We start from the raw sequence: 13239 nt of genomic DNA, 5'->3' as shown, positions 1-13239 counted from the left end.
CTGCGTACGTCGGCTGGTCCTACTACTGGCAAGGGCAGGCTCGTGTGCGTACGACCGTGAATACTGGACGAATGAACGAACAGCCCTCTCAGGAGCCCGCGGGGGAACAGGACACCTCCAGGGGACGGAATCCCTCGGAGGAAGGCGGGCACCCGCTGGACCGGCGAGCCGAGCTCAGCGAGTTCTTGCGCACCCGTCGTGCCCGGCTGAAGCCGGAGGACGTGGGGCTGCCGGACTTCGGGCGGCACCGCCGGGTGCCCGGACTGCGGCGCGAGGAGCTGGCGCAGCTGGCCGGGGTGTCCGTGGCGTACTACACGCGCCTCGAGCAGGGCAACGGGCGGAACGTGTCGGCGGATGTGCTCGACGCGATCGCGCGCGCCCTGCGGCTGACCGGCGCCGAGCACGCGCATCTCACGCATCTCGCGAAGCCGAAGCAGCACAAGAAGAAGCCGTCGGCTCGGCCGCAGCAGGTGCGGGTGGCCTTGCGGCAGCTGGTCGACACCATCGAGAACGTGCCCGCGTACGTCGTGGGGCGGCGTTCGGAGATCCTCATCTGGAACCGGATGGCCGCGGCCGTCTTCGGTGACTGGTCGGAGGTGCCGCCTCAGGAGCGGAACTGGGCGCGGATGGTGTTCCTCAAGCCCGAGTACCGCGAGCTGTTCGTGGAATGGGACCAGAAGGCGTCCGACATCGTGAGTTTCCTGCGCATGGACGCGGGCTGCCATCCCGACGATCCGCGCCTGTCCGCCCTCGTCGGTGAGCTGTCCGTGAAGAGCGAGGAGTTCCGGCGGCTGTGGGCCACGCACGACGTCAAGGAGAAGAACCACGGCGTCAAGCGTCTTCACCACCCACTGGTCGGTGAACTGACCCTCTCCTTCGAGTCGTTCAAGCTCGTCGACGACGAGGAGCAGTCGATGGTCACGTATCACGCGGAACCGGGTTCTCCGTCGGCCGAGGCGCTACGACTCCTGGCGAGCTGGGGCACGGATGCGACCCGGGCGGGCTCGGCGGCGCAGTAGGCGGTTGTCGCCGGGGGGCGAAAAGCCCGGCCCAGCCCTACGGAACAGCCCGGCCCTACGGCTGATACGGCGGGGCCGCCCCCCAGTTCCACTTCGGCACCGGCTGCTCCGCGGGAGACACCGCATCCGGCCCGGAGAAGTACACGGCCAACCGCGTCCCCCACTCCGCATACGCCACGAACGCGGAGCGGAACTCGGCGTCGGTCGGCAGACCGGCCTCGTCCGCCGCGTCCTGGAGGAGGTTGACCCAGCGGCGCCGCTGCGTCTCCGTGATGTTCCTGCCGATGTGCTTGGCGACCATGTGCCCGTGCCCGCCCTGCGTCTCGGAGTAGGCCGCGGGCCCGCCGAAGACCTCGCCGAGCCACATCGCGACATGGGACGCGTGCTCGGGCGCGAGGCCCGCGAAGACCGGCGCGAGGACGTCGTCCTTGAGCACCTTGTCGTAGAAGACCTCGGTGAGCCGGGCGAAGGCCTCGGCGCCACCCGCCCACGCGTACAGCGTGGGCACGGACGCCCCGGTGCCCCGTACCGTCGTCGGCTTGTAGTGGCGCATCTCCTCGATGGAACCGACGTACGGACGGATCTCGGCCAGGAAGTCGTCGAACAGGTCCGACTTGCGGAAGCCCTCGACGTGGTCCTCGGTGGAGGTCCACGTGATGCGAAGCACGAAGTGCTCGAAGTCCTCCTCGCAGCGCGCCAGTTCGTAGTCGACGCACTGCGGGGCCGCCGCGAGCTGGGTGGCGGCCCGGGTGTAGGCGGCCAGGAAGTCCGCCGACTGCTGCTCGGGGATGCGGTACCGGATGTACTCAACGGTGTGCGCGGTCATGCCCCCACACAAACACGGACGGCCCGCGGAAGCTGCACTTCCGACGGGCCATTCGCGTGTATCAGCGCTCAGCGAACCGAGGCCGCCGGATCGGCACGTCGGCACGTCGGCGCGCCAGGTCACTTCGCGTTCGCGTTCGCGTTCTCCTTGACCGTGATCTTTCCCTTGCGGATCGTGGCGAGCCTGGGGGCCTTCTTCGCGATCGCCGAGTCGTGGGTGACCATGATGAAGGTGAGGCCGTGCTCCTTCCACATGGCTTCGAGTACGTCCATGATCTCGTCGCGCATGGACTCGTCGAGGTTTCCGGTCGGTTCGTCGGCGAGCAGCACCTTCGGCTGCTTCACCAGCGCGCGGGCGATGGCGACGCGCTGCTGCTGACCGCCGGACAGCTCGGCGGGCAGATGCGCGAGCCGCTCGGCGAGCCCCACGGACTCCAGCGCCGCCGCGGCCCGTTCACGCCGCTCCTTGACCTTCAGTTTCAGGGGTACGAGGGCGGTCTCCACGTTCTCCTGGGCGGTGAGCGTGGGGATGAGGTTGAAGCTCTGGAAGACGAAGCCGATGTTCTCGCTGCGTACGGTGGTGAGCTTGCTCTCGGACAGTTTCGCGAGATCGGTGCCGTCGAGGTCGACACTGCCGGACGTCGGCCGGTCGAGTCCGCCGAGCATTTGGAGGAGCGTGGACTTGCCGCCGCCGGTGGGGCCCTGGATGACCAGGCGGTCGCCGTCCCCGATGGTCAGGTCGACCCCGTCGAGGGCGTCGACGGTCTCCTTGCCCCGCTTGTAGCGCTTGGTGACGCCTCTGAGTTCGTACATGGTGCAACTCCTGGGATATGTAAGGGGGTTGGCGCGGGTCGCTCCGCGGGGGCGCCGAAAGCTGCGGGTCGTTCGTGATCTGCGGGTCATTCGTGGCCTATCGCGCAGTTCCCCGCGCCTCTGGGAGGGGCGCGGCTTACTCCACTCGCCGCAGGGCGTCCGCCGGCCGCAGCCTGGACGCGCGCCAGCCGCCGAAGGCGCCCGCGATCAGGCCGCCGGCGACGGCGAGGCCGACCGCCACGGTGATCGTGCTGAGGGCGACGGGCGCGGTCAGCGCCACGTCCAGCGCCTTGGTGGCGGCCTGTCGACCGGGGCCGCCCAAGCCTCCGCCGGGGCCGCCCGCTCCCCCGCCCGTGGAGCCGACCTCGGCCTGGAGCGTCGGGCTGATCGCGGTGACGACGTACGCGCCCGTGAGGCCGAGCGCGATGCCGAGGGCGCCGCCGACGAGACCGTTGACGACGGCCTCGCCGACGACCTGCCGGGTCACACGTCCCGACTTCCAGCCGAGCGCCTTGAGGGTGCCGAACTCCCGTACGCGGCGGGAGACGGCCGAGGAGGTGAGCAGTCCGGCGACCAGGAACGCGGCTATGAGCACCGCGATCGACAGCCACTTGCCCACGTTCGAGGCGAGGTCGGAGGCGGTCGAAAGGGAGCCGGAGACCGTGTCGGCCAGGTCGGCGGAGGTGGTGACGGTGGTACCCGAGATGTTCTTCTGGATGGTCGACTTGACGGCGCTGATCTGCTGCGAGTCGGACGCCTGGACGTAGATCGTGGTGACCTTGTCCTTGGAGTCGCTGAGTGTCTGGGCCTGCTTGAGCGGGATGTAGAGGTTGGCCGCCGCGTCGCCGCTGTCGGGCGTCGCGATGCCGATGACCTTGAACTTGACGCCCTTGACGGTGACGGTGTCGCCGAGTGCGAGCTTCTTCTCCTTGGCGTACGACGCGTCGGCGACCACGACCTCGGCATTGGTCTCGGAGGACTCGAAGGTACGTCCGCTGGTGATCTTCGAGGAGGTCAGCGGGCCGAGGGCGGGCTTGGTGACGTCGGTCCCGTAGACGGAGTAGTTGTTGACGTCGAAGTCGGCGCCGCCGCCCTCGACGCGGCCCTGCGGTGGCGCCTGCTCGGCTCCGGGCCCGCCTTCCTGCTGGTTGTCGCCGCCGTTCTGGTCCTGCTGGAACTCGCCCTGCTGGAACTGGCCGCTGACCTTGATGACCTGGAGGCCGAGTCCACCGACGGTGTCCGAAACGCCCTTCTGCGTGCCGACCTTGGCGACCGTGCTCGCGGCCAGTGTCTGGAAGCCCTGCACTATGACGCGGTCGCTGCTCTGCTCCTCGTCCGAGTCACTGCCGCTGGCGTCGAACCGGAAGCGCGGGGGTTCATCCGTGCTCGACTCCGCGGGGGCCGCCTTGGTGACCGTCATGTCCGTACCCAGCCCGTACAGCGACTGGAGGACCTTTCCCTGCGCCTTCTCCATGCCCGACGACACGGAACTGACCACGATGACCAGCGCGATGCCGAGGGCGAGTCCGGAGGCGACGACAAGCGCCGCTTTTCTGCGGCGGCGCAGTTCGCGCCTGAGGTAAGTGAAGAACATGGGCGAAACGTAGGGACGGCGCGTGATCGCGGCATAAGGGCGGCATAAGAGAACGATGAGAAGGTCGTGCGCGTCCGCAGAACCCTGCGAGAACGACGCCATCCCGTGAACGCCACCCTGTGACAACAACGCCGAAGGCGGTTGCTCGCAGAGCAACCGCCTTCGGGACTTCAGGAGGACATGGGGTTCGGGTCAGACCTCCGAACCGGCCTTCCAGGAGGCCCAGTCCATGTTCCAGCCGTTGAGGCCGTTGTCCGGGGCGATGGTCTTGTCGCCGGTGTTCCGCACGTCCACGACGTCACCGATGATCGAGTTGTTGTAGAACCAGGCACCCTCGGTGTCCGGGTCGTTGGCACCCTTGGTGTCGTTCAGACCGACGCATCCGTGGCTGGTGTTGACGCTGCCGAAGATGGAGTCGTCACCCCAGTAGTTGCCGTGGATGAACGTGCCGGAGCTCGACAGGCGGATGGCGTGCGGCACGTCCTTGATGTCGTACTCGCCCTTGCCGTCATCGTCCGTGAAGCCCACGGTCGCGCCGTTCATGCGCGTCTCCGTGAACTTCTCCGACATCACCATCTTGCCCTGATACGTCTTGTTCTCGGGCGAGCCGGCGGAGATCGGGATGGTCTTGATCGTCTTGCCGTCCTGGGTGACCTTCATGGTCTTGGTCTCGGCGTCGACGATCGAGACCTGGTTGCGGCCGATCTTGAAAGTGACCGTCTTCTGCTGCACGCCGTACACGCCGTTCGCGCCCTCGACACCGTCGAGGTTCAGCTTGAGGGTGACGGTGGAGCCGCCCTGCCAGTAGTCCTCGGGGCGGAAGTCGATCCGGTTGGCGTTGAACCAGTGGCCGACGACCTCCTGACCGCTGGTGGAGGAGACGGTGATCCCCTTCTGCACGTCGGCCTTGTTGGTGATCGCCTTGTCGAAGTTGATCGACACCGGCATGCCGACGCCGACGGTGGAACCGTCCTCGGGTGTGAAGTTGCCGATGAAGCTGTTCGACGGGGAGACCGTCGTGAACGACGCGTTCTCGTGGGCCGTGCGGCCGTCGGAGTCCTTGGCCGTCACGGCGACCTTGTAGGTGGTGGCGCGCTCGAGCTGGGCGGAGGGCTTCCAGCTCGTCTTGTCCGCGGATATCTGGCCGGCCACGGCCGTGCCGGACGCCGTCTTCATGGTCACGTCGGTCAGCGTGCCCTTGGACACGGTGACGGCCGCGTCGTTGTTGATGGAGGCGTTGTCGGACCCGTCCTTCGGCGTGATCTTGATCAGGGCCTCGGAGGTCTTCTTGGCGGCCGCCTCGTCGACCTTGGCCTGCGAGCTGCTGCCGTCACCACCCTCGCCGCCCTTGGCGCCGTCGTCCCCCCCGCTGCTGCACGCAGAGAGCACCAGCACCCCGCCGAGCAGTGCGGACGCGACCGTGAGGCCCCTGCGCCGCTTACTGTCCGTCATCACACGCTTCTCCATCGTTGCCGAATCCCCAAACCCTGGGAGTCCCCGTAACACCTGTAAACGCTACGACCGGGTCGTCCCGTTCCACACCCGTCACAGGTGTGGGGCACACCACGTCGCTCCACGTCGCTCCACGCCGGGTCCCATCGACCTCATCGATACGACTGGTGCGGGTGTCGGTCACTGTCACCCCTGAGACGACAGAACCCGGGCGGTGGTTGCCACCCGGGGTCACGATTGTCCCAAGCGGCGTCAGCCGGTCTTTTCTCCCCCGTCTCCGGCGTCATCATCCTCGTCGAGGTCCCAATCCGGCGAATCGGGGTCGTAGTCGATCTGCTCGCTGCTCCACGAGGCCTGCGCGAGATCGACTCCGGGCACCTCGCTGACCAGGTCGAACGGATCCACCAGATACGCGAGGGCCTCGGCAGTGTCTTCCGTCACTGCGCTCTCGGCGTGCGCCCGCTCGCCGCTCGGAATCTCGGGATCCTCGGCGATCCGGTCCAACGCGGCCTTGGTCAGGGCGTTCTCGTCCTCGACCTCAACGACCAATTCGACACGCAACCGCACAAAACGTGATGTCTCAGAAGTGCTCATACGTCGGAGCGTACGGCCCATGGCCACGGTGACTTTCCCACGACCCGCGCCTTTCATTAGCATCGGCTCACACGGCCAATTCACCAGCGCCACAAGGGGATAGATATTCCGTGTACGCCGCTCGTCGATCGCTGCTGACCGCCACCGCCGCGGGAACCCTCCTGGGTGCCCTGTGGTTCGTCCCGTCCGCCAAGGCGACGGGGGACAAGCCCGCGGAGGACAGAGCACACACATCGACGTCCACGGTCCTGCGGGCCAAGACCGGGACTTCGCCGGAGAGCTCGTCCGAGACCTCGTCCGAAACATCAGCGACCACCGAACAGACCGAACTGGCAGACACGGGAAGCTTCGACACGACCCCGTACGTGGTCGGCGGGACGCTGTTCCTGAGCATGGGAGCGGGGTTCGTGGTGTATTCGGTGCGCCGGGAACGTACGACTGCCTACTGAGCATTCCCGGCATGACATACGGATCGTACTGATCGGAGCCACCGGGATGCTCAGCAGCCCGGTAGCCGCCGAGGCCGGCGGCCGGGGGCATGAGGTCACCGGTGTCAGCCGCGGCGGGAAGGACGGCACCCGGGCGGCGGACGCGAGCAGGGCGCACACCGTCGCGCAGCTGACGGTCGGCCACCACACGGTGGTGCCGGCGGTGTCGCCACCACGCGGCGGCACCGAGGCCACGGAGTCCCTCCTGGAGGTGGGCCGGGCGCGTGCGGCGCGCACCGCGCTCCGTAACACCGCTCAGAACTTGGCGATCAGCGCTACTTGCTCTCCCCCGGGCCCTCTCCCCTGGCCAGAGTTTCTACAACTCCTCGCCGGACGTGCGGTCCTGTCCTGTCCGGTCCGACCGGTAAGGACCATGGCGCCAAGGATGCCCCTCGGCGCCTTCCGAAGCGCGCTGTTCGCCGAGTCGCGTCTCCTAGGCCGCCCTGCGGCCGCCGCCCTGGCCACCCTGGCCGCCCTGACCTCCGCGCGTGCCACGGTTGCCGGTGCCGCCGGAGCGCGCACCCGCGCCACCACGGCCGCGCGCGCCCGCACCGGAACCGGAGCGAGTGCCTCCGCTGCCGGCGCCGCCACCGGACCTGGCACCGGCCCCGGCACCCGCCGCCCCACGCCCGCCACCCCGTCGCGACCGCGACTGCGACTGCGACTTCGGCTGGGCAGCCACCGGCTCGGGTACGGGAATGGCGACCGGAACACCGGACGGCTCCCGCGCGCCGGTGATCCGTACGAGTTCCTCGTCGCTGGACTTGATGCGGACGGTGTTCGGGCTGATGCCCGCGTCCGCCATCAGACGGGTCATCTCGCGCTTCTGCTCGGGCAGGACGAGCGTGACGACGCTGCCGGACTCGCCCGCGCGCGCGGTGCGTCCGCCGCGGTGGAGGTAGTCCTTGTGGTCGGTCGGCGGGTCGATGTTCACGACGAGGTCGAGGTCGTCGACGTGGATGCCGCGGGCCGCGACGTTCGTGGCGACGAGCGCGGTGACCTGGCCGGTCTTGAACTGGTCGAGCGTGCGGTTGCGCTGCGGCTGCGAGCGGCCGCCGTGCAGCGCCGAGGCGAGCACGCCGTTGGCCAGCAGGCGCTTGGCGAAGCGGTCGGCCGAGCGCTTGGTGTCAACGAAGAGGATGACGCGCCCGTCGCGGGCCGCGATCCGCAGCGCGACGGCCTTCTTGTCGGTCTCGTCGGCGACGTGCAGCACGTGGTGCTCCATCGTCGTCACCGCTCCCGCCGAGGGGTCGACGGAGTGCACGACGGGGTCCGTGAGGTACATCCGTACGAGCTTGTCGATGTTCTTGTCCAGCGTCGCCGAGAACAGCATCCGCTGTCCGTCCGGCTCGACCTGGTTGAGCAGCGCGGTGACCTGGGGCATGAACCCCATGTCGGCCATCTGGTCGGCCTCGTCGAGGACGGTGATCCCGACCCGGGCGAGCGTGCAGTCGCCGCGGTCTATGAGGTCCTTGAGCCGCCCGGGCGTGGCCACGAGCACCTCGGCACCGCGTCGCAGCAGGCCCGCCTGCTTGCCGATCGACATCCCGCCGACGACGGTCGCGAGGCGCAGGTTCACGGCTGTGGCGTACGGCGTGAGCGCGTCGGTCACCTGCTGCGCGAGTTCACGCGTGGGCACCAGGACGAGCGCGAGCGGCGCCTTGGGCTCGGCGCGACGGCCGGCCGTGCGGGCGAGCAGCGCGAGGCCGAAGGCGAGGGTCTTGCCCGAGCCGGTCCGGCCCCGGCCGAGAATGTCGCGCCCGGCAAGGGAGTTGGGGAGCGTCGCGCCCTGGATCGGGAACGGCTCGATGACCCCCTGCGCGGTGAGGGTCTTGCCCAGCGCGGCCGGCATGTCCAGCGCGTCGAAGGACTCGACGGCGGGCAGCGCGGGCGTCAGCGTCTGCGGCAGGGTGAACTCGCGCGGCGCGGTGGACTGTTGGGTCGGTTTCTTGCGTACGTTCCTGCTGCCGCCGTTGACGGAAGCCGCCGGGGCTCCGCCGCGCGTGCCACGAGAGCCACGGGATCCCCGAGAATTCGCCGGTCGTTTGCCGGCGGGTCGTTCAGGACGTTCAAATCGAGTCATGCTGGATCTGGAATTCCTTCCTGGGCCTCACGGTTCCCCGTGCTCAAGGACACACGGACAGCACAAGCCGGGGCCCGCACCCGAAGGTGCGGGCCCCGGCTCGCGTGTTACGCGTCCCGGAATTAGGCGGGGACGATGTTCTCCGCCTGCGGGCCCTTCTGGCCCTGCGTGACGTCGAAGGAGACCTTCTGGCCTTCCTGGAGCTCACGGAAGCCAGAGGTGGCGATGTTGGAGTAGTGGGCGAAGACGTCGGCGCCGCCGCCGTCCTGCTCGATGAAGCCGAAGCCCTTTTCCGCGTTGAACCACTTCACGGTGCCAGTTGCCATGTCATTCCCTAAGATAGGTGGCTCCCATCCGGAAATGACCGGAAAAACAAAACGCGCCTGAGAGAGGATTCCTTTCAGGCGCACAAAGTTAATGGGTACCAAAAACGTTTCGTTAGGAACCCTAGCACAGATACCGGCGGGGGCGCCGTCAGCCGACGTGCCCCCCGCTCACACGCTCCAACGGACCCCTGAAACCCTTACGCCAGCGGGCCCGTCACGGGCTCGACCGCCGCGACCAGATGGCCGCCGCGCACGAAGGCGTCAGCGGCCGCCAGGTCGGGGGAGAGGAAGCGGTCCGGGCCGGGGCCCGCCACTCCGGCGGCGCGGACGGCGGCGATCGCGGCCTGCGAGGCCGGGGCCGGCGTGAGACCGGCCCGCAGCTCGACGGCGCGCGTGGCGGCGTACAGCTCGATGGCGACGATGCGGGTCAGGTTGTCGACGGCCGTACGGAGCTTGCGGGCGGCCGACCAGCCCATGGAAACGTGGTCCTCCTGCATCGCGGAGGACGGGATGGAGTCGGCCGAGGCGGGGACGGCGAGCCGCTTCATCTCGCTCACCAGGGCCGCCTGCGTGTACTGGGCGATCATCAGGCCCGAGTCGACGCCCGGGTCGTCCGCGAGGAACGGCGGCAGGCCGTGGCTGCGGTTCTTGTCGAGGAGGCGGTCCGTGCGGCGCTCGGCGATGGAGCCGAGATCGGCGGCGGCGATGGCGAGGAAGTCGAGAACGTACGCGACCGGGGCGCCGTGGAAGTTGCCGTTGGACTCGACGCGGCCGTCGGGGAGGACGACGGGGTTGTCGACGGCGGAGGCGAGCTCACGGTCGGCGACCAGGCGGGCGTGGGTCATGGTGTCGCGCCCGGCGCCCGCGACCTGGGGGGCGCAGCGCACGGAGTACGCGTCCTGGACCCGCGGGGCGTCGTCCTGGTGGTGCCCGGTGAGTTCGGAGCCCTTCAGTACGGCGAGCATGTTGGCGGCGCTGGCGCCCTGGCCCGGGTGGGGGCGGATGGCGTGCAGTTCGGGGGCGAGGACCCGGTCCGTCCCGAGGAGCGCTTCGAGGGACAGGGCGGCCGTGATGTCTGCCGACTTGTACAGCGTCTCCAGGTCGGCGAGGGCCATGACCAGCATGCCGAGCATGCCGTCGGTGCCGTTGAGGAGGGCCAGCCCCTCCTTCTCGCGCAGTTCGACGGGCGTGATGCCGTGCTCGGCGAGGAGTTCCCCGGCGGGGCGGACGGTGCCGTCGGGCCCTTCGGCCTCCCCCTCGCCCATCAGCGTCAGGGCGCAGTGGGACAGCGGTGCCAGGTCGCCGGAGCAGCCGAGGGAGCCGAACTCGTGGACGACCGGGGTGATGCCGGCGTTCAGGATGTCGGCCATGGTCTGCGCGACGGACGGGCGTACGCCGGTGCGGCCGGAGCAGACGGTCTTCAGGCGCAGGAACATCAGGGCGCGGACGACTTCGCGCTCGACGCGCGGGCCCATCCCGGCGGCGTGCGAGCGGACGATGTTGCGCTGCAGCTGGGCGCGTAGTTCCGGGCTGATGTGCCGGGTCGCGAGGGCTCCGAATCCGGTGGAGACCCCGTACACGGGTTCCGGCTTGGCCGCCAGCGCGTCCACGATCTCCCTGGCCGCGGCGAGCGCCGCCACCGCCTCGCCGGAGAGCTCGACCCGGGCGCCGCCGCGCGCCACGGCGAGAACGTCGGACGCGGTGACACCGGTCGTCCCCACCACCACAGTGTGCATATCCATATTCAGGATCGTAGGGTCTGAATCTCGGAATGTCACGACCGATCACGGCAGGGACTCCTTACGCCCCGACCCCGCCCTCCAAGGCACCGGTTGCGCTACGGCCGGTGTCCACGCAGGCGGCGCCGCTCACCCGTCGGCGAGGGAGCCGCCGGGGGCCGGTCGGCGAGGCGGACGACCGGGTCGTCCGGGCCCTCCCGGCCCGCCACCACCGGCTTCGGGGAGCGCACGGCCTTCGCCTGGTACTGCGCCGCGTCCGCCAGGCGGAACAGGCGGCGCGGCGACCGTACGGCGCCGATCGGGTCCTCCGTCGACGCCACCCCGCACGCGACGCCCTCGCCCAGCTCCAACTCCGCCGCCCTTCGGCAGAGTTCGTCGGCGACCTGGACCACGTCGTCCGCCGGGGGCCCCACGGCCAGCAGGCAGAACTCGTCACCGCCGAGCCGTGCGGCCAGCGCGCCGGGCAGCATCGCCCCGCAGAGGGACAGCACCGAACCGAACCGCTCCAGAAGCCGGTCGCCGACCGCGTGACCCTGGGTGTCGTTGACGTACTTGAGACCGTTCAGGTCGCACACGACGAGGCTCACGACCGCACCCCGGGCGCGATGGCGCTCGATGGCCTCGTCCAGGCGCATGTCCACGGCACGGCGGTTCGCGAGGCCGGTGAGCGCGTCGGTGAAGGCGAGACGGCGGGCCTCCTCCAGGCGTTCGGTCTGGGCGATCCCGGCCGCGACGACCGAGGCGAGGACGGTCGCGAAGTCGGCGTCGGCCCGGTCGAAGACGGGAGCTCCGGCCGCGCGGGCCACGTACAGCTCGCCCCACGCTCGGCCGTGCAGCACGATCGGCGCGACCACACAGCAGCCGCGGCCGCGCCTGCGCAGCGCGGCGACCCGCTGATGGCAGTACCCGGCGCGGCGCCCCCCGGCCGGCCCCTCCGCCGTCTCGACCCAGGCGCTGGGCCCACCGCCGCCCACCCAGCGCTCGTGCAGGAACTCGGTGATCTCCGGGAACTGGTGCACGGGGTACGCCTCGCCGTCCGGGAACTCCTCCTCGTCCGCCGCCCGCTCGCCCACGTTCGCCAGCACGCGCAGCCGCCCGCGCCCCCGCTCCCACACGGACAGCGCCCCGAAGCTCCCGGACAGCGCCCGGCAGGCGCCGTCCGCAGCCGCCCCCCACGACTCCCGCGAGGTGTGCGCGGCGGCCATACCCTGCGCCAGCGCCACCACGGCCCTCAGCCGCACATCGTCACCGCCCATCACTCCAGGTTAGGTAGGTTTGCGGCGGTTTGGGACATCGAAGCGGCGAACAGTGGCGCACCGGGGACAACCCGGGGGCGGACCTTCCCCCGGAGGTGCCCTGCTGGAATGATCGAGGCGACGGAAGTTAACCCACGTTAACCGGGAGGGTGTCATGCCGGAGCAGGGCGCGGAGGGCGCGGAACAGCGGTTCGGGGAGTACGTAGCGGTACGGCGCCATGCTCACGTCGCGGAGCTCGCCCTCGACCGGCCCAAGGCCATGAACGCCGTGTCGACGCAGATGGCCCGCTCGATCGCCGCCGCCTGCGAGACGCTGGCCGGCGACCAGGACGTACGCGCGGTCGTGCTCACCTCGACCCACGAGCGCGCCTTCTGCGTCGGCGCCGACCTCAAGGAGCGCAACTCCCTCACGGACGCCGAGCTGGTCCGCCAGCGTCCGGTCGCACGCGCCGCGTACACCGGCGTTCTGGAGCTGCCGATGCCCACCGTCGCCGCCGTGCACGGCTTCGCGCTGGGCGGCGGCTTCGAGCTCGCCCTGTCCTGCGACCTGATCGTGGCGGACCGTACGGCCGTGGTGGGCCTGCCCGAGGTGTCCGTCGGCGTCATCCCCGGCGGCGGCGGTACGCAGCTGCTGCCGCGCCGGGTCGGTGCGGCCCGCGCCGCCGAACTGATCTTCTCGGCGCGACGCGTGGAGGCCGCGGAGGCAAGGGAGTTGGGCCTGGTCGACGAGCTGGTCCCGGAGGGCCGGGACCGTGCCGAGGCACTCGCCCTTGCCACCCGGATCGCCGCGAACTCCCCCGTCGGCCTCCGTGCCGCCAAACGCGCCCTCCGCCTGGGCCACGGCCTCGACCTCCGCGCGGGCCTGGAGGTCGAGGACGCGGCCTGGCGCTCGGTCGCCTTCTCCGGCGACCGAGCGGAGGGAGTCGCGGCCTTCAACCAGAAGCGCACGCCGGAGTGGCCGGGCGAGTAGTTCTTCGCCCCCGCCGCCCCTACCGTCCCATCCTTCTGGGGCTCCCCCCCAGACCCCGCTTCGGGGGGCCGTCCCCCCGA

12 protein-coding genes are annotated in these 13239 nt (G+C 70.0%); 3 read left to right on the top strand and 9 right to left on the bottom strand.

All coding sequences use genetic code 11. From position 1 onward, the window contains the following. Window positions 1-71 precede the first annotated feature (71 nt). On the top strand, window positions 72-1019 hold the full coding sequence (locus ACTWQR_RS12300; protein ID WP_443227038.1) for a helix-turn-helix transcriptional regulator: 948 nt from the start codon (window positions 72-74) through the stop codon (window positions 1017-1019). A gap of 55 nt (window positions 1020-1074) precedes the next feature. Here ACTWQR_RS12300 and ACTWQR_RS12295 read toward each other — a convergent pair whose 3' ends face one another. The 5 genes from ACTWQR_RS12295 to ACTWQR_RS12275 all read right to left on the bottom strand — a co-directional run bounded on the left by ACTWQR_RS12295 (window position 1075) and on the right by ACTWQR_RS12275 (window position 6297). Then, window positions 1075-1845 (bottom strand): group II truncated hemoglobin, encoded by a 771-nt coding sequence (locus tag ACTWQR_RS12295; protein WP_443227037.1) that lies wholly within the window; start codon window positions 1843-1845, stop codon window positions 1075-1077. Between the two features lie 119 nt (window positions 1846-1964). Continuing rightward, the gene (locus tag ACTWQR_RS12290) at window positions 1965-2657 is read right to left on the bottom strand and encodes an ABC transporter ATP-binding protein (RefSeq protein WP_443227036.1); all 693 of its coding nucleotides are present in this window, start codon (window positions 2655-2657) and stop codon (window positions 1965-1967) included. 136 nt (window positions 2658-2793) lie between these two features. Further along, window positions 2794-4251, bottom strand: a complete 1458-nt coding sequence (locus tag ACTWQR_RS12285) for an ABC transporter permease (RefSeq protein ID WP_443227035.1) — start codon at window positions 4249-4251, stop codon at window positions 2794-2796. A gap of 192 nt (window positions 4252-4443) precedes the next feature. Continuing rightward, window positions 4444-5718 (bottom strand): L,D-transpeptidase, encoded by a 1275-nt coding sequence (locus tag ACTWQR_RS12280; protein ID WP_443227034.1) that lies wholly within the window; start codon window positions 5716-5718, stop codon window positions 4444-4446. Between the two features lie 237 nt (window positions 5719-5955). Then, window positions 5956-6297, bottom strand: a complete 342-nt coding sequence (locus ACTWQR_RS12275) for a hypothetical protein (RefSeq protein WP_443227033.1) — start codon at window positions 6295-6297, stop codon at window positions 5956-5958. 110 nt (window positions 6298-6407) lie between these two features. Here ACTWQR_RS12275 and ACTWQR_RS12270 point away from each other — a divergent pair, with 110 nt between their 5' ends. Then, window positions 6408-6746: a hypothetical protein gene (locus ACTWQR_RS12270; RefSeq protein ID WP_443227032.1), complete on the top strand. Its 339-nt coding sequence runs from the start codon at window positions 6408-6410 to the stop codon at window positions 6744-6746. Between the two features lie 472 nt (window positions 6747-7218). Here ACTWQR_RS12270 and ACTWQR_RS12265 read toward each other — a convergent pair whose 3' ends face one another. The 4 genes from ACTWQR_RS12265 to ACTWQR_RS12250 all read right to left on the bottom strand — a co-directional run bounded on the left by ACTWQR_RS12265 (window position 7219) and on the right by ACTWQR_RS12250 (window position 12189). Further along, window positions 7219-8868 carry a DEAD/DEAH box helicase gene (locus ACTWQR_RS12265; RefSeq protein ID WP_443227031.1) on the bottom strand — a complete coding sequence of 550 codons (1650 nt, stop codon included), beginning with the start codon at window positions 8866-8868 and terminating at the stop codon, window positions 7219-7221. Between the two features lie 122 nt (window positions 8869-8990). Next, on the bottom strand, window positions 8991-9194 hold the full coding sequence (locus tag ACTWQR_RS12260) for a cold-shock protein (RefSeq protein WP_053661143.1): 204 nt from the start codon (window positions 9192-9194) through the stop codon (window positions 8991-8993). 197 nt (window positions 9195-9391) lie between these two features. Continuing rightward, window positions 9392-10930, bottom strand: coding sequence for a histidine ammonia-lyase (gene hutH, locus ACTWQR_RS12255; protein WP_443227178.1), 1539 nt, complete (start codon window positions 10928-10930; stop codon window positions 9392-9394). A 101-nt stretch (window positions 10931-11031) separates the two neighbouring features. Then, a complete protein-coding gene (locus ACTWQR_RS12250; RefSeq protein ID WP_443227030.1) occupies window positions 11032-12189 on the bottom strand; it encodes a diguanylate cyclase domain-containing protein in 1158 nt (385 codons plus the stop codon). Between the two features lie 154 nt (window positions 12190-12343). Here ACTWQR_RS12250 and ACTWQR_RS12245 point away from each other — a divergent pair, with 154 nt between their 5' ends. Beyond that, window positions 12344-13159, top strand: coding sequence for an enoyl-CoA hydratase/isomerase family protein (locus ACTWQR_RS12245; RefSeq protein ID WP_443227029.1), 816 nt, complete (start codon window positions 12344-12346; stop codon window positions 13157-13159). Window positions 13160-13239: the final 80 nt, after the last annotated feature.

Source organism: Streptomyces sp. 2A115 (assembly GCF_052245575.1).
Lineage (GTDB): Bacteria > Actinomycetota > Actinomycetes > Streptomycetales > Streptomycetaceae > Streptomyces.
Note: the sequence above shows the minus strand (reverse complement) of the source record. Positions and strands in the feature narration are given on the sequence as shown.

Coding starts and splice junctions, on each gene's coding strand:
- ACTWQR_RS12275 (WP_443227033.1), bottom strand. CDS start 6,297: ATGAGCACTTCTGAGACATCACGTTTTGTGCGGTTGCGTGTCGAATTG.
- ACTWQR_RS12250 (WP_443227030.1), bottom strand. CDS start 12,189: ATGGGCGGTGACGATGTGCGGCTGAGGGCCGTGGTGGCGCTGGCGCAG.
- ACTWQR_RS12245 (WP_443227029.1), top strand. CDS start 12,344: ATGCCGGAGCAGGGCGCGGAGGGCGCGGAACAGCGGTTCGGGGAGTAC.
- ACTWQR_RS12290 (WP_443227036.1), bottom strand. CDS start 2,657: ATGTACGAACTCAGAGGCGTCACCAAGCGCTACAAGCGGGGCAAGGAG.
- ACTWQR_RS12280 (WP_443227034.1), bottom strand. CDS start 5,718: ATGGAGAAGCGTGTGATGACGGACAGTAAGCGGCGCAGGGGCCTCACG.
- ACTWQR_RS12295 (WP_443227037.1), bottom strand. CDS start 1,845: ATGACCGCGCACACCGTTGAGTACATCCGGTACCGCATCCCCGAGCAG.
- ACTWQR_RS12265 (WP_443227031.1), bottom strand. CDS start 8,868: ATGACTCGATTTGAACGTCCTGAACGACCCGCCGGCAAACGACCGGCG.
- ACTWQR_RS12300 (WP_443227038.1), top strand. CDS start 72: ATGAACGAACAGCCCTCTCAGGAGCCCGCGGGGGAACAGGACACCTCC.
- hutH (WP_443227178.1), bottom strand. CDS start 10,930: ATGCACACTGTGGTGGTGGGGACGACCGGTGTCACCGCGTCCGACGTT.
- ACTWQR_RS12260 (WP_053661143.1), bottom strand. CDS start 9,194: ATGGCAACTGGCACCGTGAAGTGGTTCAACGCGGAAAAGGGCTTCGGC.
- ACTWQR_RS12285 (WP_443227035.1), bottom strand. CDS start 4,251: ATGTTCTTCACTTACCTCAGGCGCGAACTGCGCCGCCGCAGAAAAGCG.